The organism is Pseudomonas sp. R151218B TE3479, from assembly GCF_053629195.1.
This window is the reverse complement of sequence record NZ_JBRJHV010000001.1, coordinates 3,238,615-3,261,579: the sequence shown is the minus strand read 5'-3', so window position 1 is coordinate 3,261,579 and position 22,965 is coordinate 3,238,615. Positions and strand designations below refer to the sequence as shown.

At 61.3% G+C, this 22,965-nt stretch carries 19 protein-coding genes; 16 read left to right on the top strand and 3 right to left on the bottom strand.

Annotated elements, in window-relative coordinates; translation table 11 throughout:
• Positions 1–2 precede the first annotated feature (2 nt).
• From AB7M32_RS14515 to AB7M32_RS14485, 7 genes are all read left to right on the top strand, one after another.
• On the top strand, positions 3–647 hold the full coding sequence (locus AB7M32_RS14515) for an isochorismatase family cysteine hydrolase (protein ID WP_454250298.1): 645 nt from the start codon (positions 3–5) through the stop codon (positions 645–647).
• Positions 644–1,996, top strand: a complete 1,353-nt coding sequence (locus AB7M32_RS14510; protein ID WP_454250297.1) for a glutamine synthetase — start codon at positions 644–646, stop codon at positions 1,994–1,996. The genes AB7M32_RS14515 and AB7M32_RS14510 overlap by 4 nt, the downstream gene beginning before the upstream one ends.
• Entirely contained in the window at positions 1,980–2,732 is a 753-nt protein-coding gene (locus AB7M32_RS14505; protein WP_072405318.1) for an N-formylglutamate amidohydrolase, read from the top strand. The genes AB7M32_RS14510 and AB7M32_RS14505 overlap by 17 nt, the downstream gene beginning before the upstream one ends.
• Before the next feature lie 71 nt (positions 2,733–2,803).
• Positions 2,804–4,153 (top strand): APC family permease, encoded by a 1,350-nt coding sequence (locus AB7M32_RS14500; RefSeq protein WP_454250296.1) that lies wholly within the window; start codon positions 2,804–2,806, stop codon positions 4,151–4,153.
• A 111-nt stretch (positions 4,154–4,264) separates the two neighbouring features.
• On the top strand, positions 4,265–5,281 hold the full coding sequence (locus AB7M32_RS14495; RefSeq protein WP_454250295.1) for an arginine N-succinyltransferase: 1,017 nt from the start codon (positions 4,265–4,267) through the stop codon (positions 5,279–5,281).
• A 61-nt stretch (positions 5,282–5,342) separates the two neighbouring features.
• Positions 5,343–6,377, top strand: a complete 1,035-nt coding sequence (gene astA, locus AB7M32_RS14490; protein WP_454250294.1) for an arginine N-succinyltransferase — start codon at positions 5,343–5,345, stop codon at positions 6,375–6,377.
• A gap of 416 nt (positions 6,378–6,793) precedes the next feature.
• Positions 6,794–7,663, top strand: coding sequence for an isocitrate lyase/PEP mutase family protein (locus AB7M32_RS14485; protein WP_060738292.1), 870 nt, complete (start codon positions 6,794–6,796; stop codon positions 7,661–7,663).
• 227 nt (positions 7,664–7,890) lie between these two features.
• On the opposite strand, the gene AB7M32_RS14480 is transcribed toward AB7M32_RS14485, so the two are convergent.
• Positions 7,891–9,120: an acyl-CoA dehydrogenase gene (locus AB7M32_RS14480; RefSeq protein WP_434656871.1), complete on the bottom strand. Its 1,230-nt coding sequence runs from the start codon at positions 9,118–9,120 to the stop codon at positions 7,891–7,893.
• A 177-nt stretch (positions 9,121–9,297) separates the two neighbouring features.
• Here AB7M32_RS14480 and AB7M32_RS14475 point away from each other — a divergent pair, with 177 nt between their 5' ends.
• The 3 genes from AB7M32_RS14475 to AB7M32_RS14465 all read left to right on the top strand — a co-directional run bounded on the left by AB7M32_RS14475 (position 9,298) and on the right by AB7M32_RS14465 (position 11,865).
• Positions 9,298–10,227, top strand: a complete 930-nt coding sequence (locus AB7M32_RS14475) for a LysR family transcriptional regulator (protein ID WP_072405323.1) — start codon at positions 9,298–9,300, stop codon at positions 10,225–10,227.
• 187 nt (positions 10,228–10,414) lie between these two features.
• On the top strand, positions 10,415–10,816 hold the full coding sequence (locus tag AB7M32_RS14470) for a MerR family transcriptional regulator (protein ID WP_072405324.1): 402 nt from the start codon (positions 10,415–10,417) through the stop codon (positions 10,814–10,816).
• Between the two features lie 149 nt (positions 10,817–10,965).
• A complete protein-coding gene (locus AB7M32_RS14465) occupies positions 10,966–11,865 on the top strand; it encodes a hydroxymethylglutaryl-CoA lyase (protein WP_072405325.1) in 900 nt (299 codons plus the stop codon).
• 650 nt (positions 11,866–12,515) lie between these two features.
• Here AB7M32_RS14465 and AB7M32_RS14460 read toward each other — a convergent pair.
• Positions 12,516–14,213, bottom strand: coding sequence for an AMP-binding protein (locus AB7M32_RS14460; protein WP_454250293.1), 1,698 nt, complete (start codon positions 14,211–14,213; stop codon positions 12,516–12,518).
• Positions 14,214–14,409: 196 nt separating this feature from the next.
• On the opposite strand from AB7M32_RS14460, the gene AB7M32_RS14455 reads away from it, so the two are divergent.
• The 4 genes from AB7M32_RS14455 to AB7M32_RS14440 are packed head-to-tail and all read left to right on the top strand — an operon-like array spanning position 14,410 to position 19,973.
• Entirely contained in the window at positions 14,410–15,573 is a 1,164-nt protein-coding gene (locus AB7M32_RS14455) for an isovaleryl-CoA dehydrogenase (RefSeq protein WP_454250292.1), read from the top strand.
• Positions 15,574–15,584: 11 nt separating this feature from the next.
• Positions 15,585–17,192, top strand: a complete 1,608-nt coding sequence (locus tag AB7M32_RS14450; protein WP_454250291.1) for a carboxyl transferase domain-containing protein — start codon at positions 15,585–15,587, stop codon at positions 17,190–17,192.
• A gap of 13 nt (positions 17,193–17,205) precedes the next feature.
• Entirely contained in the window at positions 17,206–18,027 is an 822-nt protein-coding gene (locus tag AB7M32_RS14445; RefSeq protein ID WP_060738298.1) for a gamma-carboxygeranoyl-CoA hydratase, read from the top strand.
• Positions 18,024–19,973: an acetyl/propionyl/methylcrotonyl-CoA carboxylase subunit alpha gene (locus tag AB7M32_RS14440; RefSeq protein ID WP_454250290.1), complete on the top strand. Its 1,950-nt coding sequence runs from the start codon at positions 18,024–18,026 to the stop codon at positions 19,971–19,973. Before AB7M32_RS14445 ends, AB7M32_RS14440 begins: the two co-directional genes overlap by 4 nt.
• Before the next feature lie 29 nt (positions 19,974–20,002).
• Here the strand turns inward: AB7M32_RS14440 and AB7M32_RS14435 are convergent, their stop codons facing one another.
• Positions 20,003–20,650 (bottom strand): LexA family protein, encoded by a 648-nt coding sequence (locus AB7M32_RS14435; RefSeq protein ID WP_454250289.1) that lies wholly within the window; start codon positions 20,648–20,650, stop codon positions 20,003–20,005.
• A 130-nt stretch (positions 20,651–20,780) separates the two neighbouring features.
• Here AB7M32_RS14435 and AB7M32_RS14430 point away from each other — a divergent pair, with 130 nt between their 5' ends.
• The gene (locus AB7M32_RS14430) at positions 20,781–21,122 is read left to right on the top strand and encodes a DUF6124 family protein (RefSeq protein WP_454250288.1); all 342 of its coding nucleotides are present in this window, start codon (positions 20,781–20,783) and stop codon (positions 21,120–21,122) included.
• A 507-nt stretch (positions 21,123–21,629) separates the two neighbouring features.
• Positions 21,630–22,781 (top strand): M14 family metallopeptidase, encoded by a 1,152-nt coding sequence (locus tag AB7M32_RS14425; RefSeq protein ID WP_454250287.1) that lies wholly within the window; start codon positions 21,630–21,632, stop codon positions 22,779–22,781.
• Positions 22,782–22,965 lie beyond the last annotated feature (184 nt).

The window sequence follows — 22,965 nt, the reverse complement described above, 5'->3', positions numbered from 1 at the left end:
GGATGTTCTCGCTCCCCCACCGCTCGCCCCGGGATTTACCGTTCGTTCGCGAGCACACGGCCTTGCTGCTGGTAGACATGCAACGCGCCTGGCTGGAACCGCAATTCGATGCTCACCTGCACAGCCCCGAGGCCGAGTATTTCCTCCAGCGGGCCCGCCAGCAGGTCATTCCCAACCAGCAGCGCTTGCTTGATGCAATGCGAGACGCGGGGCACAACGTACTGCACACCCACATCGAAAGCCTCACCGCCGATGGCCGCGACCGCTCCCTGGATCACAAGCTGTCGGACATGCACCTGCCCAAGGGCAGCCCCGAGGCGCAGATCATTGCCGAACTGGCGCCGGGGGAAAACGAAATCGTGCTGCCCAAGACCTCCTCCGGGGTGTTCAATTCCACCAACATCGATTACGTGCTGCGCAACCTGCAGACCCGGCACCTGATCGTCGCCGGAATCGTCACCGACCAGTGCGTCGACATGGCCGTGCGTGACGCCGCCGACCACGGCTACCTGGTCACGCTGGTGGAAGACGCCTGTGCGACCTACACCGAACAACGGCACCTGGCGTGCCTGAACGCGATCAAGGGCTATTGCTGGATCACCGACACCGACACCGTACTCGCTCGTTTGCAGGAGATGCAGCCATGAGCCGTCTCGATGCCGCTGCCCTCCTCGCGCCGCTGCCGGTCACGACCCTGGTGACCACCGACCTGATCGGCGTGACCCGCGGGCGCTCGTTTCCCAGCGATGAGTTGCCCCACTACATCACCGCCGGGTGCGGCTGGGTGCCGGCCAACAGCGCGTTGACGCCCCAGGATGTCATCGCCTCGACCAACCCCTGGGGCGCCTATGGTGACCTGCGACTGGTCCCGGACCTGTCCAGTCGGGTGACCGTCAACAATGGCCCCGACACCCAGGCGCCTGCCCTGGACTTCATCCATTGCAATATTCGGGAGACCGACGGCCGGCCCTGGAGCGCCTGCCCGCGCACGCTGCTGCAGGACGAAGTGGAGCGTTATCGCAGCGAACTGGGCCTACAGGTTTTCGCCGCGTTCGAGCATGAGTTCAACCTGACTGCCACGCCTGCGCAGCCTGATCGCCTGGCCTTCAGCCTCCAGGCCCAGCGCCAGCGGGCCGGGTTCGCCGGGTGGCTGCTCAGTGCCCTGCGGGCTGGCGGCGTCGAACCGGAAATGTTCCTGCCGGAATACGGCAAGCAGCAATACGAGATCACCTGCCGCCCCACCCTGGGCGTGGCCGCTGCCGATCGAGCAGTGAACGTACGGGAAATCACCCGCGAGATCGCCCGGCAGATGGGCCTGGACGTGAGCTTTGCCCCCAAGACCTCGGAAAATGCCGTGTGCAACGGCGTGCATCTGCATCTGAGCCTGCAAGACCTGAGCGCAAACCCGGTACTGCATGACGCCGCCAGCAGCAATGGCTTGTCCAGCCTCGGCCAGCATTGGGCCGCGGGTGTGCTGCATTATCTGCCGGCGCTGTGCGCGCTGACCGCGCCGACGCCGTTGTCCTACGAGCGCCTGCAACCTCATCATTGGAGCGCATCCTATGCGTGCCTGGGACAGCGCAACCGCGAAGCGGCGCTGCGCATCTGCCCGACCGTGAGCCTGGGTGACAAGCCGCTGGCGAACCAGTACAACCTGGAGTTTCGCGCCATGGACGCCACCGCCTCACCGCACCTGGCGATGGCCGCGCTGTTGATTGCCGGGCGACTGGGCATCCAGCACCGATGGGCATTGAACGCTGTCACCGATGAAATACCCGATGAGCTGGATGAAACACAACGTCGCGCCCGTGGCATTATCGCCCTGCCGACAACCCTGGCGCAGGCACTGGACTGCCTGCGCCACAGCGAGGCGCTGCTCGAGGCCCTGCCCGGCCCGCTGGTCGAAACCTATTTCGCCTTGAAGGCCCAGGAGTTGGCCTTGACCCAGGCGCTTTCACCTGCCGAACGTTGCGAGCACTATGCACGAATCTATTGAATGTGCTGAATCGGGCCTCTACACCAGGCCGGCCTATCGACTGACCCGGGAGGAGTCCGACCACCCGGTGCTGCTGGTGTGTGAACACGCCAGCCGTTTCATTCCCGTGGCGCTGAATGACCTGGGCCTGGATGAAACCGCGTCCCAGGAACACATCGCCTGGGACATCGGTGCCCTGCTCCTGGCCGAACGCCTGTCCGAAACCCTCGGCGCGACCTTGCTGTCGGCCAATTACTCACGGCTGTTGATCGACCTCAACCGCCCGCTGCACGTACCGGACAGCATTCCGGCCCAGAGCGAGATCTACCAGGTCCCGGGCAACCACGACCTGGACGAAGCCACGCGCGAATATCGCCAGCAGTGCCTGTTTCATCCTTTCCATGATCGCTTGCGGGCGCTGATCGACCGCCGCCTGGCCGCCAATCGGCCGGTGCGCGTGGTGGGCATCCACAGTTTCACCCCGGTGTTCTATGGCCAGCCACGCGCCTTGGAGGCCGGCGTGCTGTTCGGCGAAGCCAAGGAATACGCCCAGCGCATCGTCGACGGACTGAGCCGGCATTCGCTGCGGGCAGCGGGCAACCAGCCCTACAAGATCAACCCCCTGACCGACATGACGGTCCCGGTGCACGGCGATGGCCGCGGCCTGGATTCGGTGCTGATCGAAGTGCGCAACGACCAGCTGCGCAGCCCCGAAGGGGTACGGACCTGGAGCGCCTACCTGGCGCCCTTGCTGTAGCGGCAGCGACAAGTTTCCAGCGACAGACAGCAAGCAAGCGCAACCCACACAGCTGAAAAGGAAAACGGCTCATGAGCATTGAGGCATTTGGCTACAAACAGGAATTGAAACGCGGCCTGTCGCTGACAGACCTGGTGGTATACGGGATGATTTTCATGATCCCCATCGCACCGTTCGGCGTGTTTGGCTACGTCAACGCCGAGGCACCGGGGATGGTGCCGCTGGCGTACATCATCGGTATGGTGGCGATGCTGTTTACCGCCTTGAGCTACGGCAGCATGGCCCGGGCGTTTCCGGTGGCGGGTTCGGTCTATTCCTACGCGCAACGAGGCCTTAACCCACACGTCGGGTTCATCGCTGGCTGGCTGATGCTGCTGGACTACCTGCTGATCCCGCCGCTGCTCTATGTCTACGCCGCCATGGCGCTGAACCATTTGTACCCGGACATTCCCAAGGTCGGTTTCATCCTGGCATTCCTGGTGAGCGCGACCTTCGTCAACCTGCGGGGTATCACGTTCACCGCACGGATGAATATCATTTTCCTGCTGGCACAGTTGGTGGTGCTGGGGATTTTCCTGTTCTACGCCTGGACTGCCCTGCACGGTGGGGCCGGTCACGGCCAACTGACCCTGGCGCCGCTGTACAGCCCGGAACACTTCAACTTCGCCCTGCTGATGCAAGCCGTGTCCATCGCGGTCCTGTCGTTCCTGGGCTTCGACGCCATTTCCACCCTGGCCGAAGAAATCAAGGGCGACCCGGGCCGCAGCGTCGGTAAGGCTGCCTTGGTGACCTTGCTGGTGATGGGGGCGATTTTCGTGGTGCAGACCTGGATCGCCACCGATCTGGCGGCCGGCATGGGCTTCAAGTCCGCCGATACCGCCTTCTATGAAATCGCCGAATTGGCGGCCGGCAGTTGGCTGGCCACCTTGACCGCGGTGGCCACCGCCCTGGCCTGGGGCGTAGCGGTGGCGATCACCTCCCAGGCAGCGGTGTCGCGCCTGTTGTTCGGCATGGCCCGGGACGGCCAGTTGCCCATGGTGCTGGCCAAGGTCCATCCGAAACACAACACCCCCTACATGAGCATCTACCTGGTGGCGGTGCTGTCGTTGCTGATCTGCTACCTGTTCATCAACGCCGTGGACACCCTGACCTCCCTGGTCAACTTCGGCGCCCTGAGCGGCTTCATGTTGCTGCACATCACGGTCATCAACCATTACTGGCGCCGCCAGCGGTCCGGCCAATTAATTCGTCACTTGATCTGCCCGCTGGTGGGCTTCGTGATCGTCGCGGCCATCATGTACAACATGGGCGTGGCCGCGCAGAAACTCGGCCTGATCTGGATCGCCGCGGGTGTGGTCTATCTGTGCCTGCTCAACAAATTCGGCAGTCGTACCGTCCTGCCCGATCCGGCGGGTCAATGAAAAGCGGCGGTCGAAGGGTTCGGCCAGCCGTGGCTGTAACGCGTGGACATCGACAGTGATCGTCAAGCCCGGTGCCGGTTACCGGGCTCTCTGGGAACAGGAGTGCAATCCATGCTGGCCTTACGTCCAGTTCAAATAGCCGATCTGCCGCAACTGCAACAACTGGCCCGTGACAGCCTGGTGGGCGTCACGTCGCTGCCGGACGATACCCGGCGGCTGGAGGAAAAAATCCTCGACTCGTGCGCCTCGTTCGCAGCCGATGCGCAAGGGCCGGGGGCGGAGAATTACTTTTTCGTCTTGCAGGACCTGGAATCCGGGCGCCTGGTCGGTTGTTCGGAAATCCTCTCCAGCACCGGTTGCAACGAACCGTTCTACAGCCTGCGCAACCGGCCGTTTTCCAGCGAATCCCGGGAATTGAACATCCAGCACGGCGTACCCGCGTTGTCACTGTGCCAGGACCTCAACGGGCAAACATTGCTGCGTGGCTTCCACATCGACGCCGAACGGGTGCGCACGCCGGAATCAGAGCTGCTGTCCCGGGCCCGGCTGATGTTCATCGCCGCCCACCCCCAGCGTTTTGCCGAATCGGTCATCACCGAAATCGTCGGCTTCAGCAGCGAAGACGGCCAGTCACCCTTCTGGGACGCCATCGGCCAGCATTTCTTCGACCTGCCCTACGTCGAAGCCGAACGGTTGTGTGGCTTGCAAAGCCGGACCTTTCTCGCCGAGCTGATGCCGCAGTACCCGATCTACGTGCCCATGCTGCCGCCCGCAGCCCAGGCCTGCATCGGCCGGGTGCATCCCGACGGCCAGGAAGCCTTCGACATCCTCGAGCGCGAAGGTTTCGAGACCAATAGCTACGTCGACATCTTCGACGGCGGGCCGACCTTGCATGCCCGTATCGCTAATATCCGCTCCATCACCCAGAGTCGCACCACTACGGCCAGGCAGAGCCCGCAGATCGACGCACGGGGCCTTTACCTGGTGAGCAACGAGCGCCTTGGCAACTACCGGGCCATCGTCGCCGAGCTGGACGTCGGCGCCGACGGCCCTGTGGACCTATCGCCCGCCATGCTGACGGCCCTGGACATTCAGGATGGCGCGCGGATCCGGGTGATTGCCCTATGAACCTCACTCGATCCCATGGCCTGCACCGACGTTTGGACCGACACGATGAAGGAGCTGCATCATGATTGTCCGTCCGGTGGCCATCACCGATCTGCCTGCCTTGCTGGACCTGGCCCGTTGCGCGGGCCCGGGGTTCACCAGCCTGCCGGCCAACGAAGAGCGTCTGGCCCACCGCATTCGCTGGGCCCAGCGGACCTTCGCCGGCCAAGTCGAACGTGCCGACGCCGACTACCTGTTCGTGCTCGAAGACGATGATCGGCAGGTGGTGGGGATCAGCGCCCTGACCGGGGCGGTGGGACTGCGTGAGCCCTGGTACAACTATCGGGTCGGGGTCACGGTCAGCTCGGCGCCGGAGTTGGGAATCCAGCGGCAGATCCCGACGCTGTTTCTCAACAACGAGATGTCCGGGCAATCGGAAATCTGCTCGTTGTTCCTGCACCCCGAGCAACGCCACGGGTACAACGGACGCCTGCTGTCCCTGGCGCGCCTGCTGTTCGTGGCCGAGTTTTCCCAGCTGTTCGGCGAAAAACTCATTGCCGAGCTGCGGGGCCATGCCGACGAACAAGGCTGTTCGCCGTTCTGGGACAGCCTGGGACGGCATTTTTTCCAGAAGGATTTCAGCTATGCCGACCAGTTGTCCGGGATGGGCAACAAGTCGTTCATCGCCGAGCTGATGCCACGCCAGCCGCTGTACACCTGCCTGCTTACCGAACAGGCCCAGGCGGTGATCGGCAAGGCTCACCCGAACACCGAACCGGCCCTGAAGATCCTCAGTGCCGAAGGTTTCAGCCATAGGGGCTACATCGACATTTTCGACGGCGGCCCGGTGATCGAAGCGCCGGTGTCGAAAATCCGCAGCGTACGCGACAGCCAGGCGCTGACCCTGGCCATTGGCACCCCGGACGAACGGGCGCCGGTGTGGCTGATCCACAACAGGCGTCTGGAAAACTGCCGCGTCACCAGCGCCCGCGCACACTTGCATGGCCACAGCCTGCTCGTCGATCGCCTCACCGCCAAACGCCTGCAGGTGCAACCGGGTGATACGGTGCGCGCCGTGGCGCTGCTCAAGCAGGGGCAGCAGGCAGTGGCGGCATAGCCTTTCTCGCGCCTCGTACATCGATATCCGATCACCGCCGCCCGGCGGCCGGTCCCATCGCCCTGCCAAAAGCGCAGAAACGTTCATCTATAACCTTGAACCACAGCCACGACTTCGAGATACATGCCGTTGGCTACAGCGGTGACAGCTATACCACTATCACCCGCGAGATACTCTACGACCTACCGCTGCAAAAGAATAAGAAACCGCTCCAGGGTGAAGAGTGCAGACAGAGCGATACACAAAGGACGCTTTCGCTGGCCGCAGACTTACCGGGTTGACGACCTTTTCCCATGCAGCCAAAGCATCGCCCATACACATTCGTCATCATCTTTACGCTTGCCACGTGATAGCCTTTGGCTCTTTCGGCGTTGACACTTTTGTTCAAGCCTTTCCATTCCATTGGTGGAACTCATATGTCCAGGCTTTCCCATCAAGATTTGCGTCGTAACTTTCGTCAACTGCTGGCTTCCAAGACCTGCTACCACACCGCCTCGGTGTTTGACCCGATGTCAGCGCGCATCGCCGCCGACTTGGGTTTTGAAGTAGGCATCCTGGGAGGCTCGGTCGCGTCGTTGCAAGTATTGGGCGCGCCGGACTTCGCCCTGATCACCCTCAGCGAATTTGCCGAACAGGCCACCCGTATCGGTCGCGTGGCCCAGTTGCCGGTCATTGCCGACGCCGATCATGGCTACGGCAATGCCCTGAACGTGATGCGCACCATCATCGAACTGGAACGGGCCGGCGTCGCGGCGCTGACCATCGAAGACACCTTGCTGCCGGCCCAGTTCGGACGTAAATCCACCGACCTGATCGGTGTAGCCGAAGGCGTCGGCAAGATTCGGGCAGCGCTGGAGGCACGCGTCGATCCGGAAATGGCGATCATCGCCCGGACCAACGCCGGGATCTTGCCGGTCCAGGAAATCATCAGCCGGACCCAGCAATATGAGCGTGCCGGGGCCGACGGGATTTGCATGGTGGGCGTGCAAGACTTCGATCATCTGGAAAAAATCAGTGAAAACCTGACGGTGCCGTTGATGCTTGTCACCTACGGCAATCCACTGCTGCGCGACGACAAGCGCCTGGCCGACCTGGGCGTACGCGTGACCATCGATGGCCACGGCGCCTACTTCGCCGCGATCAAGGCCACCTATGACAGCCTTCGCGAACAACGGCAGATCTTCACCCAGGCGTCGGACCTCAGCGCCACCGAACTGACCCACACCTACACCCAGCCCGAGGACTACATCCGTTGGGCCGAGGAGTACATGAGCGTCAAGGAGTAAGGCTCACTGTCCTGGAAACCGCCATCGCGAGCAAGCTCGCTCCCACAGGGTTTGCGGTGCGACGTCTATCTCGGGCACACCCCACACTCCCAGTGGGAGCGAGCTTGCTCGCGATAGCGGTGCTTCAGCTTGCACGAGTGTTGGATGTGCCAACGCCATCGCGAGCAGGCTCGCTCCCACAGGGGATTTTTGTGAGCGCGATGGCGTTGCCAGGGTGAAACAGGCCTTCAGCGGCCGCTACGCAACATCTCCTTGGGCACGTACTTGCCGATCTCGAACTTGCCGATGGCGGCGCGGTGGACTTCATCCGGGCCGTCGGCCAGGCGCAGGGTGCGCTGCATGGCGTACATGTAGGCCAGCGGGAAATCGTTGGAAACCCCGGCGCCACCGTGGATCTGGATCGCCCGGTCGATGACCTTCAAGGCCACGTTCGGCGCGACGACCTTGATCTGGGCGATTTCACTCTTGGCCACTTTATTGCCGACGGTGTCCATCATGTACGCCGCCTTCAACGTCAGCAGGCGCGCCATGTCGATCTCCATCCGCGAGTCGGCGATCTTATCGATGTTACCGCCCAGGCGCGCCAACGGCTGGCCGAAAGCGGTGCGACTGATGGCACGCTTGCACATCAATTCCAGTGCGCGCTCGGCCATGCCGATGGAACGCATGCAGTGGTGAATCCGGCCTGGGCCGAGTCGACCCTGGGCTATTTCAAAACCGCGACCTTCGCCCAGCAGGACGTTTTCGTACGGCACTCGCACGTTGTCGAACAGCACTTCGGCATGCCCGTGAGGCGCATCGTCGTAGCCAAACACCGGTAACGGTCGGACGATCTTGACCCCGGGGGTGTCCACCGGGACCAGGATCATCGAATGCTGGGCATGGCGCGGCGCATCGGGGTTGCTCAGGCCCATGAAGATCAGGATCTTGCAGCGCGGGTCGCAGGCGCCCGAGGTCCACCATTTCTTGCCGTTGATCACCCACTGGTCGCCGTCACGCTCGGCGCGGGCAGCCATGTTGGTGGCGTCCGAAGAGGCCACGTCCGGCTCGGTCATGGCAAAGGCCGAACGAATCTCGCCGCGCAACAGCGGCTCGAGCCAGCGTTGCTTCTGTTCTTCGTTGGCGTAGCGCACCAGCACTTCCATGTTACCGGTGTCCGGCGCCGAGCAGTTGAACGGCTCCGGCCCCAGCAGCGAGCGCCCCATGATCTCTGCCAGCGGCGCATATTCCAGATTGGTCAGGCCGGCGCCCAGCTCGGATTCCGGCAGAAACAGGTTCCACAGGCCTTCTGCCTTAGCCTTGGCCTTGAGCTCTTCCATGATAGCCGTGGGTTGCCAGCGGTCGCCCTCGGCCACTTGTCGTTCGAACACCGCTTCGGCCGGGTAGACGTAGGCGTCCATGAACGCCGTGACGCGTTCACGCAGTTCCTGAACCTTGGGGGAATAGGCAAAATCCATGAGCAGCACCTTCTTGGCAGAGGTTGTTTTAGGTCATGAAATCGATGCTAGTTCAGCTACGAAAATTTACCTAACCTATTCTCGGCGTGTATTAACATTCATCACCGATATATGTTTCACTGATTCGCATCGCCACCCGGCACCTCACAACAAGCCCAAGAACAAGAGTGCAGCGCCATGAATCTGAGCAAGGTCGACCTCAACCTTTTCATTGTCTTCGATGCGATCTACACCGAAGCCAACCTGACCCGCGCCGGGCAGATCGTCGGCATCACTCAGCCAGCCGTGTCCAATGCCCTGGCGCGTCTGCGCGAGACCTTCAACGACCCGCTCTTCGTGCGCACCGCCCAAGGGATGGTGCCGACGCCCATGGCCCAGAACATCATCGGCCCGGTGCGCAACGCCTTGTCGTTGCTGCGGGTGTCGGTACAGGAAAGCCGGATCTTCAACCCGCTGCAGGCCGTCAAGACCTACCGCATCAGCATGACCGACCTCACCGAAGGCGTGATCCTGCCGCTGCTGTTCCAGCGCTTGCGCCGACTGGCGCCAACCGTGGCGATCGAGAGCTTCCTGTCCAAGCGTCGTGAAACCACCAAGGAACTGGCCGCAGGCCGCCTTGACTTCGCCGTGGACGCGCCGCTCAACACCGACCCACAGGTGCGCCACGTCAAGTTGATGGAAGATCGCTACGTGTGCGCCATGCGCAAGGGCCATCCGCTGGCGGGCAAGGAAAAGATCAACCTCGATGATTACCTGGCCCAGACCCACGTGCACATTTCCAGCCGCCGCAACGGACTGGGTTACGTCGACCTGGCCCTTGGCAAGATGGGCATCCAGCGCAAGATCGCCCTGCGTTCCCAGCATTACCTGATGGCCTCCCAGGTGCTGCAGCAGACCGACATGGTCATGACCGTCCCCGAGCGCTTTGCACGGCGTCACGATTTGCATGCCTTCCTGCTCCCGGTCAACGACGTGCCGCCGGTGGAGACCCATCTCTACTGGCACGAAAGCACCGACCAGGACCCGGCCAACCGCTGGATGCGCGAGCAGATGATCGAGCTGTGCCAACAGGTGACGGCCCATGAGAAGAAGCTCGATCAGGTTTAAAACATCAGAACTGTGGGAGCGAGCTTGCTCGCGATAGCGGTAGACCTGCCAATATCAATGGCGACTGGTCCGACGCCATCGCGAGCAAGCTCGCTCCCACAGGTTTTGTGTGCGGACCCCCATTGCTTGACGCGAACGTCAACCTGCCTTTAGCTTAGCGCCAGCCCCTTTCGTTTCGAGCGCTTCCATGAGCAGCCAGACCTACAGCATCTCCGACCTCGCCCGCGAATTGGACATCACCACCCGGGCCATCCGTTTCTATGAAGAACAAGGCCTGTTGAGCCCTGAGCGACGGGGCCAGGAGCGCATTTATTCGCCGCGGGACAAGGTCAGCCTGAAGCTGATCCTGCGCGGCAAGCGCATTGGTTTTTCCCTGGCCGAGTGCCGCGAGTTGATCGAACTCTACGACCCCTCCAGCGGCAATCAGAAACAGTTGCACAGCATGCTGGCGAAAATCGCCGAGCGCCGTGAACAGCTCGAACAGCAATTGCTGGACATCGAACAGATGAAGCTGGAACTCGACACCGCCGAAGAACGCTGCATCCAGGCGTTGGAGCAGACGATCGAGGGCGAGGAAATCGTCCAGTAACACTCTCCCTGTGGGAGCGAGCTTGCTCGCGATGGCGGCACATTCAACATCAATGCAAGCTGATCCACCGCTATCGCGAGCAAGCTCGCTCCCACAATGGGTTCATCATCGCGCTCGACATATTGGCAACTCACTACAGGTCAATCCCCATGTCCCTCCCCTCCTTTGTACGCTTGATCGAAGTCGGCCCCCGCGACGGGCTGCAGAACGAAGCACAACCCATCAGCGTCGCCGACAAGGTGCGCCTGGTGGATGCCCTGAGCGCCGCCGGCCTGGGTTACATCGAGGTCGGCAGTTTTGTCTCGCCCAAGTGGGTGCCGCAAATGGCCGGGTCCGCCGAGGTGTTCGCGCAGATCCAGCGCAAGCCGGGTGTGACCTATGGCGCCCTGGCGCCGAACCTGCGGGGGTTTGAAGATGCACTGGCGGCGGGCGTGAAAGAGGTGGCGGTATTCGCCGCCGCGTCCGAAGCGTTTTCCCAGCGCAACATCAACTGCTCCATCAAGGAAAGCCTGGAGCGCTTCGCGCCGATCATGGAGGCCGCAAAACAGCACGGTGTCAGTGTGCGCGGCTACGTGTCCTGCGTGCTGGGTTGCCCCTATGAAGGGGCGGTCAAGCCTGAGCAGGTGGCGTGGGTCGCCCGGGAGCTGTATGCGATGGGCTGCTACGAGGTATCCCTGGGCGACACCATCGGCACAGGTACCGCTGGCGCCACACGCAGGCTATTCGAAGTGGTGGGCGCCGAGGTACCCCGGGACAAACTCGCTGGACACTTCCACGATACCTACGGCCAGGCCATGGCCAATGTCTACGCCAGCCTGCTGGAAGGCATCGCGGTGTTCGACAGCTCCATCGCCGGCCTTGGCGGCTGTCCTTACGCCAAGGGCGCCAGCGGTAACGTCGCCACCGAAGACGTGCTGTACCTGCTCGATGGGTTGGGTATCGAAACCGGTGTCGACCTGGACGCACTGATCGCCGCGGGCCGGCAGATTTGTGATGTGCTCGGCCGCCCGAGCGGTTCGCGCGTGGCCAAGGCCCGCAACGCACAGTGAGGTGTTACCGCCGGCTTTGTAACAGCGGCGAAACGAGTAACACGGAAACAATTTGTCAGGTTTGGTCGGTCATACTTTTTAGCCAAAAATCGCAACCACTTGATTTATATAGATTTTAAAAAGTTGGCACGCCACCTGCTATATCTCTTGCATAACAAGAATAAAAAAAACGCAGCAAACCCAATAAAAACAAGACGAAACGACTCTGACATAACAAAAACAACACGGCAGAGACGCAGCTAACAGATTTTTTTGGAGAAGATGTGCTTTTCAGGGTGCTTCCAGAAGCAACCCGCAACCGGGCAGAGAACAATAAAACTACCTTCAGGTAGCTCCCGAATCGGTTGGATCGCGAGGCGAAAAAGCAGATCAGCGCTCAAAAAAATACGTTTGCTCTTGATCCCGGATGGGGATCGCCAAAAACAGTGGTAAAGGGCCACGGCTACTAAAAACAACAACAGGCCGCCCCTCAATAATAAAAAAGAGCACGCGACGACAAAATTAAAGGGGAGCTTCGGCTCCCCTTTGTGCTTTCTACCGTTTGGATTTTCTTGTGGGAGCGGGCTTGCTCGCGAAAGCGGTGTACCAAGCGACATAAATGTTGACCATGCCGCCGTCTTCGCGAGCAAGCCCGCTCCCACAGATATACCTCAGCCGTCGCTATCGCGCAGTTCTTCGATACTGATCTCGCGCATGCGAAATTTCTGGACCTTGCCGGTCACGGTCATTGGAAACTCTTCGACGAATTTGAAATGTCGTGGCGTCTTGAAGTGGGCGATGCGCTCCTTGCACCAGGCTTGCAGCTCTTGCTCGGTGGTGCTGTGGCCAGGATGAAACTTGATCCACGCCACGATTTCTTCGCCATAGCGTGAACACGGGATGCCGATCACTTGCACATCTGCCACCGCCGGATGGGTGAAGAAGAACTCCTCCAGCTCACGCGGGTAAATATTCTCCCCGCCACGGATGATCATGTCCTTGTTACGCCCGACGATGCAGACGTAGCCCTGCTCATCCATGGTCGCCAAGTCGCCGGTGTGCATCCAGCCATCCCGGTCGATGGCATCGGCGGTGCCCTTGGGGTTGTTCCAGTAGCCGAGCATCACGCTGTAGCCACGGGTACACAATTCGCCGACAGCGCCACGCGGAACGAGATTGCCCGCCTCATCGATAATCTTGCTTTCCAGTTGCGGCTGGGTGCGGCCGACGGTGGTTACACGCAGTTCCAGTTCGTCTGAAGGCCCGGTCTGCAACGACACCGGGCTGGTTTCCGTCATGCCGTAGGCAATCTGCACTTCGGCCATGTGCATTTCGTTGATGACCCGTCGCATCACTTCGATGGGACAGGTGGCCCCGGCCATGATGCCGGTGCGCAGGCTGGACAGGTCGTATTCGCCCCGCTGCGGCTGGTCCAGCAGGGCAATGAACATCGTGGGCACGCCATACAACGCAGTGGCTTTTTCCTCGGCCACGGCCTTGAGCGTCAGCAACGGGTCGAAGGCATCGTTGGGGTAGATCATGGTGCTGCCATGGGTCATGCAGCCCAGGTTACCCATGACCATGCCGAAGCAATGGTAGAGCGGCACCGGGATAACCAGCCGGTCACCAGCCGTCAGGCCCAGGCTTTCGCCAACCATGTACCCGTTGTTGAGAATGTTGTGATGGCTGAGGGTTGCGCCTTTGGGAAAGCCCGTGGTGCCGGAGGTGTACTGGATATTCACCGGCTGATCGAACCGCAGGCTGGATTGGCGCTCGGCCAGTTGTCCAGGCGTCACCGCCGCCCCCAGGGCGGCCAGTTGCGACCAGGGCAGGAAGCCTGACGGTGGCTGGGAATCGAGGCTGATCACACCGCGCAACTCCGGCAGGCGCTCGCTCTGCATCTGGCCGATCGATTGCTCTGCCAGCTCCGGCGCCAGCGCTTGCAGCATGGCGTGATAATCCGAGGTCTTGAACGCGCCGGCGCACACCAGCCATTGGCATCCGGATTGTTTGAGCACGTATTCGAGTTCGGAAACGCGATAGGCCGGATTGATGTTGACCAGAATCACGCCGAGCTTCGCACTGGCGAACTGGCTGATACACCACTGGGCGCAATTGGGCGCCCACACGCCGAGACGATCACCGGTTTTCAAGCCTAGCGCCAACAAGGCTCGGGCATGCAGATCGACGGCCTCAGCCAGTTGTTGCCAGGTATAGCGTAGCGATTGATGACGAACCACCAACGCCTCGCCCTCCGGATAACGGGCCACCGTCTGGTCGAAAACCTCGCCGATGGTTTGGGCCAGCAAGGCCTTGGCTACGGAACCACGGGTATAGCTGAGCTGCGAATGCGAACCGGGTTGATCCATGACGCCCCCTCTTGTCTTTATTAGTGGGTGTAGCGGTAACCTGATGCAACAACATGCCTTGGTGGGCACTTACTCTGGCCCAAGTTGACGTTAACGTAAAGGGCGATTGACAGCGTCTCGCCTCAGGCTTACGTTAACGTAAAGGTGAGAACCACTCCCCGCTCTCCGCACCCCATAAAAAAGCCAAAGGTGTCCCATGAGTTATCCATCCCTGAACTTTGCCCTCGGCGAAACCATCGACATGTTGCGCGATCAGGTGCAGGCCTTCGTCAAGGCCGAGCTGGCCCCCCGGGCAGCGCAGATCGATATCGACAACCTGTTTCCCGCCGACATGTGGCGCAAGTTCGGTGACATGGGCCTGCTGGGCATCACCGTACCGGAAGAATACGGCGGCGCTGGCCTGGGCTATCTGGCCCACGTGGTGGCGATGGAAGAAATCAGCCGCGGCTCGGCCTCGGTCGCCCTCTCCTACGGTGCCCATTCCAACCTCTGCGTGAACCAGATCAACCGCAACGGCAATCACGAACAGAAAACCAAGTACCTGCCCAAGCTGATCAGCGGCGAACACGTCGGCGCCCTGGCGATGAGCGAACCGAACGCCGGCTCCGACGTGGTTTCGATGAAACTGCGAGCCGACAAGCGTGGCGACCGTTACGTGCTCAACGGCAGCAAGACCTGGATCACCAACGGTCCCGATGCCAACACCTACGTGATCTACGCCAAGACCGACCTGGAAAAGGGTCCTCACGGCATCACCGCCTTCATCGTCGAGCGCGACTGGAAAGGTTTCAGCCGCAGCAACAAATTCGACAAGCTCGGCATGCGCGGCTCCAACACGTGCGAGCTGTTTTTCGATGACGTCGAAGTGCCGGAAGAAAACATCCTCGGCACGCTCAACGGTGGCGTGAGAGTCCTGATGAGTGGCCTCGACTATGAGCGCGTGGTGCTCTCGGGCGGCCCGACCGGGATCATGCAGGCCTGCATGGACCTGATCGTGCCCTACATCCACGACCGCAAACAGTTCGGCCAGAGCATCGGCGAATTCCAGCTGATCCAGGGCAAGGTCGCGGACATGTACACCCAGCTCAACGCCAGCCGCGCCTACCTGTATGCGGTGGCCCAGGCTTGCGAGCGCGGTGAAACCACCCGCAAGGACGCCGCCGGGGTGATCCTCTACAGCGCCGAACGCGCCACGCAAATGGCCCTCGACGCCATCCAGATTCTGGGCGGCAACGGCTACATCAATGAATTCCCCGCTGGTCGTCTGCTGCGTGACGCCAAGCTGTACGAAATCGGTGCCGGCACCAGTGAGATTCGTCGGATGTTGATCGGCCGCGAACTGTTCAACGAAACCCGCTAACGGAGCTGACCATGGCCACGCTGCACACTCAGCTCAACCCACGTTCGCCGGAGTTCATCGCCAACCGCGAGGCGATGCTCGGGCACGTCGAGGCCCTGCGCGCCTTGCTCGCGCAAATCCGCCAGGGCGGCGGCCTCAAGGCCCAGGAGCGGCACACCTCTCGGGGCAAGTTGCTCCCCCGTGAACGTATCAACCGGCTGCTGGATCCGGGCTCGCCGTTTTTGGAAATCAGCCCATTGGCGGCCCACGAAGTCTATGGCGAAGACGTGCCGGCGGCTGGCGTGATTGCCGGCATCGGCCGCGTGGAAGGCGTCGAATGCATGATTGTCGCCAACGACGCGACGGTCAAAGGAGGCTCCTACTATCCACTGACGGTGAAAAAGCACCTGCGCGCTCAGACCATTGCCCAGCAGAATCGCCTGCCGTGCATTTACCTGGTGGATTCCGGCGGCGCCAACCTGCCGCGCCAGGATGAAGTGTTCCCGGACCGCGAGCACTTCGGCCGGATCTTCTTCAACCAGGCCAACATGAGTGCCCAGGGCATCCCGCAGATCGCCGTGGTCATGGGTTCCTGCACCGCCGGCGGTGCCTATGTGCCGGCCATGGCGGACGAGGCGATCATGGTCCGCCAGCAGGCGACGATATTCCTCGCCGGCCCACCGCTGGTGAAGGCCGCCACCGGCGAGGTGGTCAGTGCCGAGGACCTGGGTGGCGCCGATGTGCACTGCAAGATTTCCGGGGTCGCCGACCACTACGCCGAGAGCGACGAACACGCCCTGGCCATCGCCCGCCGCAGCATTGCCAATCTCAACTGGCGCAAACTCGGTGAGCTGCAGCAACGCCAGCCCATCGCCCCGCTTTATTCGAGTGACGAGCTGTACGGTGTGGTGTCGGCCGATGCCAAGCAGCCGTTCGATGTGCGGGAGGTGATCGCACGCCTGGTGGACGGTTCGGTGTTCGATGAGTTCAAGGCGCTGTTCGGGACGACATTGGTGTGCGGCTTCGCCCATCTGCACGGCTACCCGGTCGCGATCCTGGCCAACAATGGCATCCTCTTCGCCGAGGCCGCGCAGAAAGGCGCGCATTTCATCGAGCTGGCGTGTCAGCGAGGGATCCCGCTGCTGTTCCTGCAGAACATCACCGGTTTCATGGTCGGGCAGAAATACGAAGCCGGCGGCATCGCCAAACATGGCGCAAAACTGGTGACCGCGGTGGCCTGTGCCAAGGTGCCGAAATTCACCGTGATCATCGGCGGCAGTTTCGGCGCAGGTAACTACGGCATGTGCGGCCGCGCCTATGACCCGCGATTCCTGTGGATGTGGCCAAACGCGCGGATTGGCGTAATGGGGGCCGAGCAGGCGGCCGGCGTGCTGGTGCAGGTCAAGCGTGAACAGGCCGAACGCAGTGGCCACCCCTTCAGCGCCGAGCAGGAAGCCGAGATCAAGCAACCGATCCTTGATCAGTACGAAGAACAGGGGCACCCCTACTATTCCAGCGCGCGACTGTGGGACGACGGCGTCATCGACCCGGCCCAGACCCGCGATGTACTGGGCCTGGCCTTGTCCGCGTCACTGAACGCGCCTATCGAACCGAGCCGCTTCGGCGTGTTCCGGATGTAAACGAGGAATGCCCATGGATAATTTCAACACCCTCGAACTGCACAGCGACCCACGGGGCGTTGCCACCCTGTGGCTCAGCCGCGAGTCGAAAAACAACGCGTTCAACGCCGAAATGATCCGCGAACTGATCCTCGCCCTGGACCACGTCAGCAGCGATCCAAACCTGCGCTTCCTGCTGATCCGCGGTCGCGGCAAGCATTTCAGCGCCGGTGCCGACCTGGCCTGGATGCAGCAATCGGCCGAGCTCGACTACCACACCAACCTCGATGACGCCCGGGAACTGGCAGAGCTGATGTACAACCTCGCCAAACTGAAAATTCCTACGCTGGCCGTCGTCCAGGGTGCCGCGTTTGGTGGCGCGCTGGGGCTTATCAGTGCTTGCGACATGGCCATAGGCGCCGATGAAGCACAGTTCTGCCTGTCGGAAGTGCGCATTGGCCTGGCACCGGCGGTGATCAGCCCGTTCGTGGTGCAAGCCATCGGCGAGCGGGCGGCGCGTCGTTATGCCCTGACGGCTGAACGCTTCGATGGGCAACGTGCGAAAGAGATCGGTTTGCTGTCGGAAAGTTATCCGGTCGAGACCCTGGACCAGCAGGTCGAACAGTGGATCGACAACCTGTTGCTCAACAGTCCGGCCGCCATGCGCGCGAGCAAGGAACTGCTGCGTGAAGTCGGCAACGGCGCCCTTACCCCGGCGCTGCGACGCTACACCGAAAACGCCATCGCCCGCATCCGCGTCAGTCCGGAGGGCCAGGAAGGCCTGCGCGCCTTCCTGCAAAAACGTGCGCCGAACTGGCAAGCCGAGTCGAACAATAACAAGGAGCCGCGTCGATGAGCGCCCCTGCCCTCACCACGTTGCTGGTGGCCAACCGTGGCGAAATCGCCTGCCGCGTAATGCGCACCGCCAAGGCCATGGGCCTGACCACCGTTGCGGTACACAGCGCCACCGACCGTGATGCCCGCCACAGTCGTGAAGCCGACATTCGCGTCGATCTGGGCGGCAGCAAGGCCGCCGACAGTTACCTGCAAATCGACAAACTGATCGCCGCAGCGAAAGCCAGCGGCGCCCAAGCCATCCACCCCGGTTATGGTTTTCTGTCCGAGAACGCCGGGTTCGCCCGGGCGATTGAAAATGCCGGGCTGATCTTCGTCGGCCCACCGGCTTCGGCCATCGACGCCATGGGCAGCAAATCGGCGGCCAAGACGCTGATGGAAACCGCCGGCGTGCCCCTGGTGCCCGGTTATCATGGCGAAGCCCAGGACCTGGAGACCTTTCGCGACGCCGCCGAGCGCATTGGCTACCCGGTATTGCTCAAAGCCACTGCCGGCGGTGGCGGCAAGGGCATGAAAGTCGTCGAGGACGTGAGCCAACTGGCCGAAGCCCTGGCCTCGGCCCAGCGCGAAGCACAGTCCTCGTTCGGCGATTCACGGATGCTGGTGGAAAAATACCTGCTCAAGCCGCGCCATGTGGAGATCCAGGTATTTGCCGATCAACACGGCAACTGCCTGTACCTCAACGAGCGCGATTGCTCGATCCAACGCCGCCACCAGAAAGTCGTGGAAGAAGCCCCCGCCCCCGGGCTGACCCCGCAACTTCGCCGGGCGATGGGGGAAGCCGCCGTACGCGCGGCCCAAGCGATCGGTTATGTCGGGGCCGGTACGGTAGAGTTCCTGCTGGATGCCCGGGGCGAGTTTTTCTTCATGGAAATGAACACTCGATTGCAGGTCGAGCATCCGGTCACCGAGGCGATCACCGGGCTGGACCTGGTGGCCTGGCAGATCCGCGTCGCCCAAGGCGAGCCATTGCCCATCACTCAAGCGCAAGTGCCGCTGCTCGGTCACGCCATCGAAGTGCGGCTGTATGCCGAAGACCCGGGCAACGATTTCCTGCCGGCCACCGGGCGCCTGTCATTGTATCGCGAGGCGGCCGAGGGGCCGGGTCGGCGGATCGACAGCGGGGTTGAAGAAGGCGATGAAATCTCGCCGTTCTACGACCCGATGCTCGGCAAGCTGATTGCCTGGGGTGAAGACCGTGAGCAGGCGCGTTTGCGGTTGTTGAGCATGCTCGATGAATTTGTCATTGGCGGGCTGAAAACCAATATCGGGTTTCTGCGCCGAATCGTCGCCCATCCCGCCTTCGCGGCGGCAGAGCTGGACACCGGATTTATCCCACGTTACCAGGCGCAATTACTGCCAGAGCCCGGCGAATTGGATGACGCATTCTGGTTCGCCGCCGCCCAGGGGGTCGCCTTGAGCCTGGCACCGCATGTACGCGGCGATGACGCCAGCTCACCGTGGGCCAGCACCACCGGGATGCGCCTGGGGTTGCCGAGGGAAACCACCTTGCACCTGAGCTGTAATGGTCAGGATCGTGCGCTGACGCTGGACGTCACAGGCCATGGCGCGGAACTCAAGGGTGAGCGACTGACGATCGAACACCACGGTGTGCGCCGCAGCCATCGGGCCATTCGCCAGGGCAACAGCCTGTACCTGCAATGGGAAGGGGACTTGCACCGGATCGATCTGCACGACCCGCTGGCCGCCGCCGAAGCCAGCCACAGCCATCAAGGCGGCCTGGCTGCGCCCATGAACGGCAGCATCGTGAGAGTCTTGGTGAGTGTCGGCCAGACAGTGGAAGCCGGAGCTCAACTGGTGGTACTGGAGGCCATGAAAATGGAGCACAGCATTCGTGCGCCCAAGGCCGGTGTGGTCAAGGCGCTGTATTGCCAGGAAGGCGAAATGGTCAGCGAGGGCAGTGCCCTGGTGGCGTTCGAAGAATAGGCATCGGCCCGCCCCCAGGGCCGATCCAGTCAGAACCTGATGGTGGCCTGCACCACCACACCGATGATGCGGCATTGTTCGGTGTACAGGTTTTTCGGGTAAGTCGGATTGAGCGGAACCAGGTAACGTTGCCCGCTCTCTTCGATCAATTTGCGAAAGGTCGCGTCACTGCTACCGGGCAGGCAGGCGACCACCAGTTTGCCGGGCACCGCCTCGATGGCCGGATCCACCAGGATCGACATGCCCTCGGGAATGCTCAACCCACTGGGTGCGGTCATCGCATCGCCCACCACCACCAGCCAGAATGCGTCGCCCAGGGCATGGTAGTCCGTCAGTTCGTAGCGCGCCTGGCCGTAGGCGCCGGGATCGCCTTCGCGAACCGCGCCAACCTGGTGCCACTCACTGACCGGGTAACGGAAGTACGGGTTGTACTTCTGCGCCAGGGCCATGCCTTCTTCGGTGGAGGTGTCCGGCTCGCGGATCACCATGGCCACTTCCAAAAACTCCAGCCCCAGCTCCCGCAGGACCCGGTTCATGTCGTCGACACTGGGCTGCCGGCGCTTGGTCAACCAATGGCCGACGCCGCCCTGGGACATTCCCAACCGCTCTGCGAGCACCACTTGCGTGATGCGCAGCTCCTTCATCTTGGCCTTGACCAACTCTATCCATTTATCCATGTGCGGCACGATACGTGGGTGACTCCGACCCGCAAAACACAAATTGTAGTATTTAAATTGTCGTCACAATTACGGTAAGTACTATTCTGGATCCAGGCGTTCAGCCCCTCACACGGAGATTTTCATCATCATGGACACACCCAATACAGACCAGCCCAGCAGCCCTTTCGACGGCACGTTCCCATCACTGCAGGATTGTCCGGCGGCCAAACGCGCCCTCGATTACTACTTGAAACCAGGTGTTTCGCCAGCCCAGACAGAACATCGCTTTTTCGAGGTCAGCCACAGCGTCAGCGCGGAAGAAGCCCTGGTCCATGCCTGCGACCTGCTGCGCTGTGCAGCGGCGACCGCCCATGAGTCGGCCAACCAGTTAGAAGGTTCGAGCCGTGACCTGGCATTCTCGGTGGTGCATATGATCGATCTGGTCAAGGTGATGCTTGACCCATCCTTAGATGGCTACCCTACTCGCTAGCGGTAACCCTTGGGAATGTCGTGGCGAACGCGGACGACGAGAAAATTTTTTCCAATCGATGCAATAAAACCATTTGACTTGCAAATGATAATGATTATTATTGCATCAGCTGGTCGCGAGATCAGTCGATAGACCAGAAGACCTTAGGTCGGACTTCTGGAATATCTCCTCATCAGGCTAATCACGGTTTTTGACCCGGCTTTTTGCCGGGTCTTTTTTTTGCCGATTTTTAGGCTTATGTCTTCAGGCTAATGAAGTCTTTTGGGGTGCTGCCAATTCGTTGGCGGCGATGATAGCAAATGAATATCCGTTTACAAGCGTCCCCCCGCCACACGGGCGAAAACTATCGACAACCAGCACTTGAGAATCAATTGCAGACTCTCTAAGCTGACTCGGCGTCCAGGGAGGACGTCCCCTCGTTTACGTGACGTAAATCGTCCCGGTTTCCCCTTTCTTGCGTGTTTCTTGCGTGTAAAGTAACGGCCATGAAAATCCTTTCCTGGAATCGTGACCGTGGCTAAATCTTCCTTTGATATCAGCGCCAATTTCGACAGCGGCAACATCGAGGTCGTCGACATCAGCAACCCGTTGCAGTCATTGCTCAAGATCAGGCCCGACACCCGCAGCGCCCATTTCCAGTGGTTTCACTTCAAGGCCAGCGGTTTGCACGTCGGCCAGGAGCATTCGTTCCGCCTGCTCAACGCCAGTCAATCGTCTTACAACAAGGCCTGGTCGGGCTACCAGACCGTCGCCTCCTACGATCACGTCAATTGGTTCCGCATTCCGACCCAGTTTGAAGGCGACGCCCTGCGCTTTCATCTGGAAGCCGAACAACCCCACGCCTGGTTCGCCTACTTCGAACCCTACAGCCGTGGCCGTCATGACTGGCTGATCGAACAAGCGCAGCGCAAGGCCGGCACTGAGCTATTGGCCGTTGGTAAAAGTGTGGAAGGCCGTGACATTCAACTGCTGCGCAAGGGCAACGGTGCCGAAGGCCGGCGCAAAATCTGGATCATCGCCCAGCAGCACCCCGGCGAGCACATGGCCGAGTGGTTCATGGAAGGCGTGATCGAACGCCTCCAGCAGCATGACGATGGGCAACTGAACCGGTTGCTCGCCAAGGCCGACCTGTACCTGGTGCCGAACATGAACCCGGACGGCGCGTTCCACGGTCATCTGCGGACCAACGCCATGGGCCAGGACCTCAACCGTGCCTGGCAGAACGCCAGTCCGGAAATCAGCCCCGAAGTCTTTTTCGTACAGCAGCAAATGGAAAAGTACGGCGTCGATCTGTTCCTCGACGCTCACGGCGATGAGGAAATTCCCCATGTCTTCACCGCCGGTTGCGAAGGCAACCCGGGCTACACGCCGCGCATCGCCGAACTCGAAGAGCGCTTTCGCAACCATCTCAAGCACCAGACCAAAGACTTCCAGACCGCTCACGGCTACACCCGCGACGAACCGGGCCAGGCCAACATGACCCTGGCCTGTAACGCGGTCGGGCAGAAATATGACTGCCTGTCCCTGACCCTGGAAATGCCATTCAAGGACCATGACGATCACCCGAACCCGATCACCGGCTGGTCTGGCAAACGCTCGATGCAGCTGGGCAAGGATGTGTTGAGCACCATCGAGGCCATGGTTGATGAATTGCGCTGATCCAACGACCTGATCAACCCTATCCAAAGTGGACACGCTGGGTGGGAGCAAGCTTTGCTCCCACCATTATCTAAGTCCCCTGAATCCCTGTGGGAGCGAGCTCGCTCGCGATAGCGGCGAATCAGCTTGCAGAGATGTTGGCTGTGCTGCCGTCATCGCAAGCAAGCTCGCTCCCACAGTATTT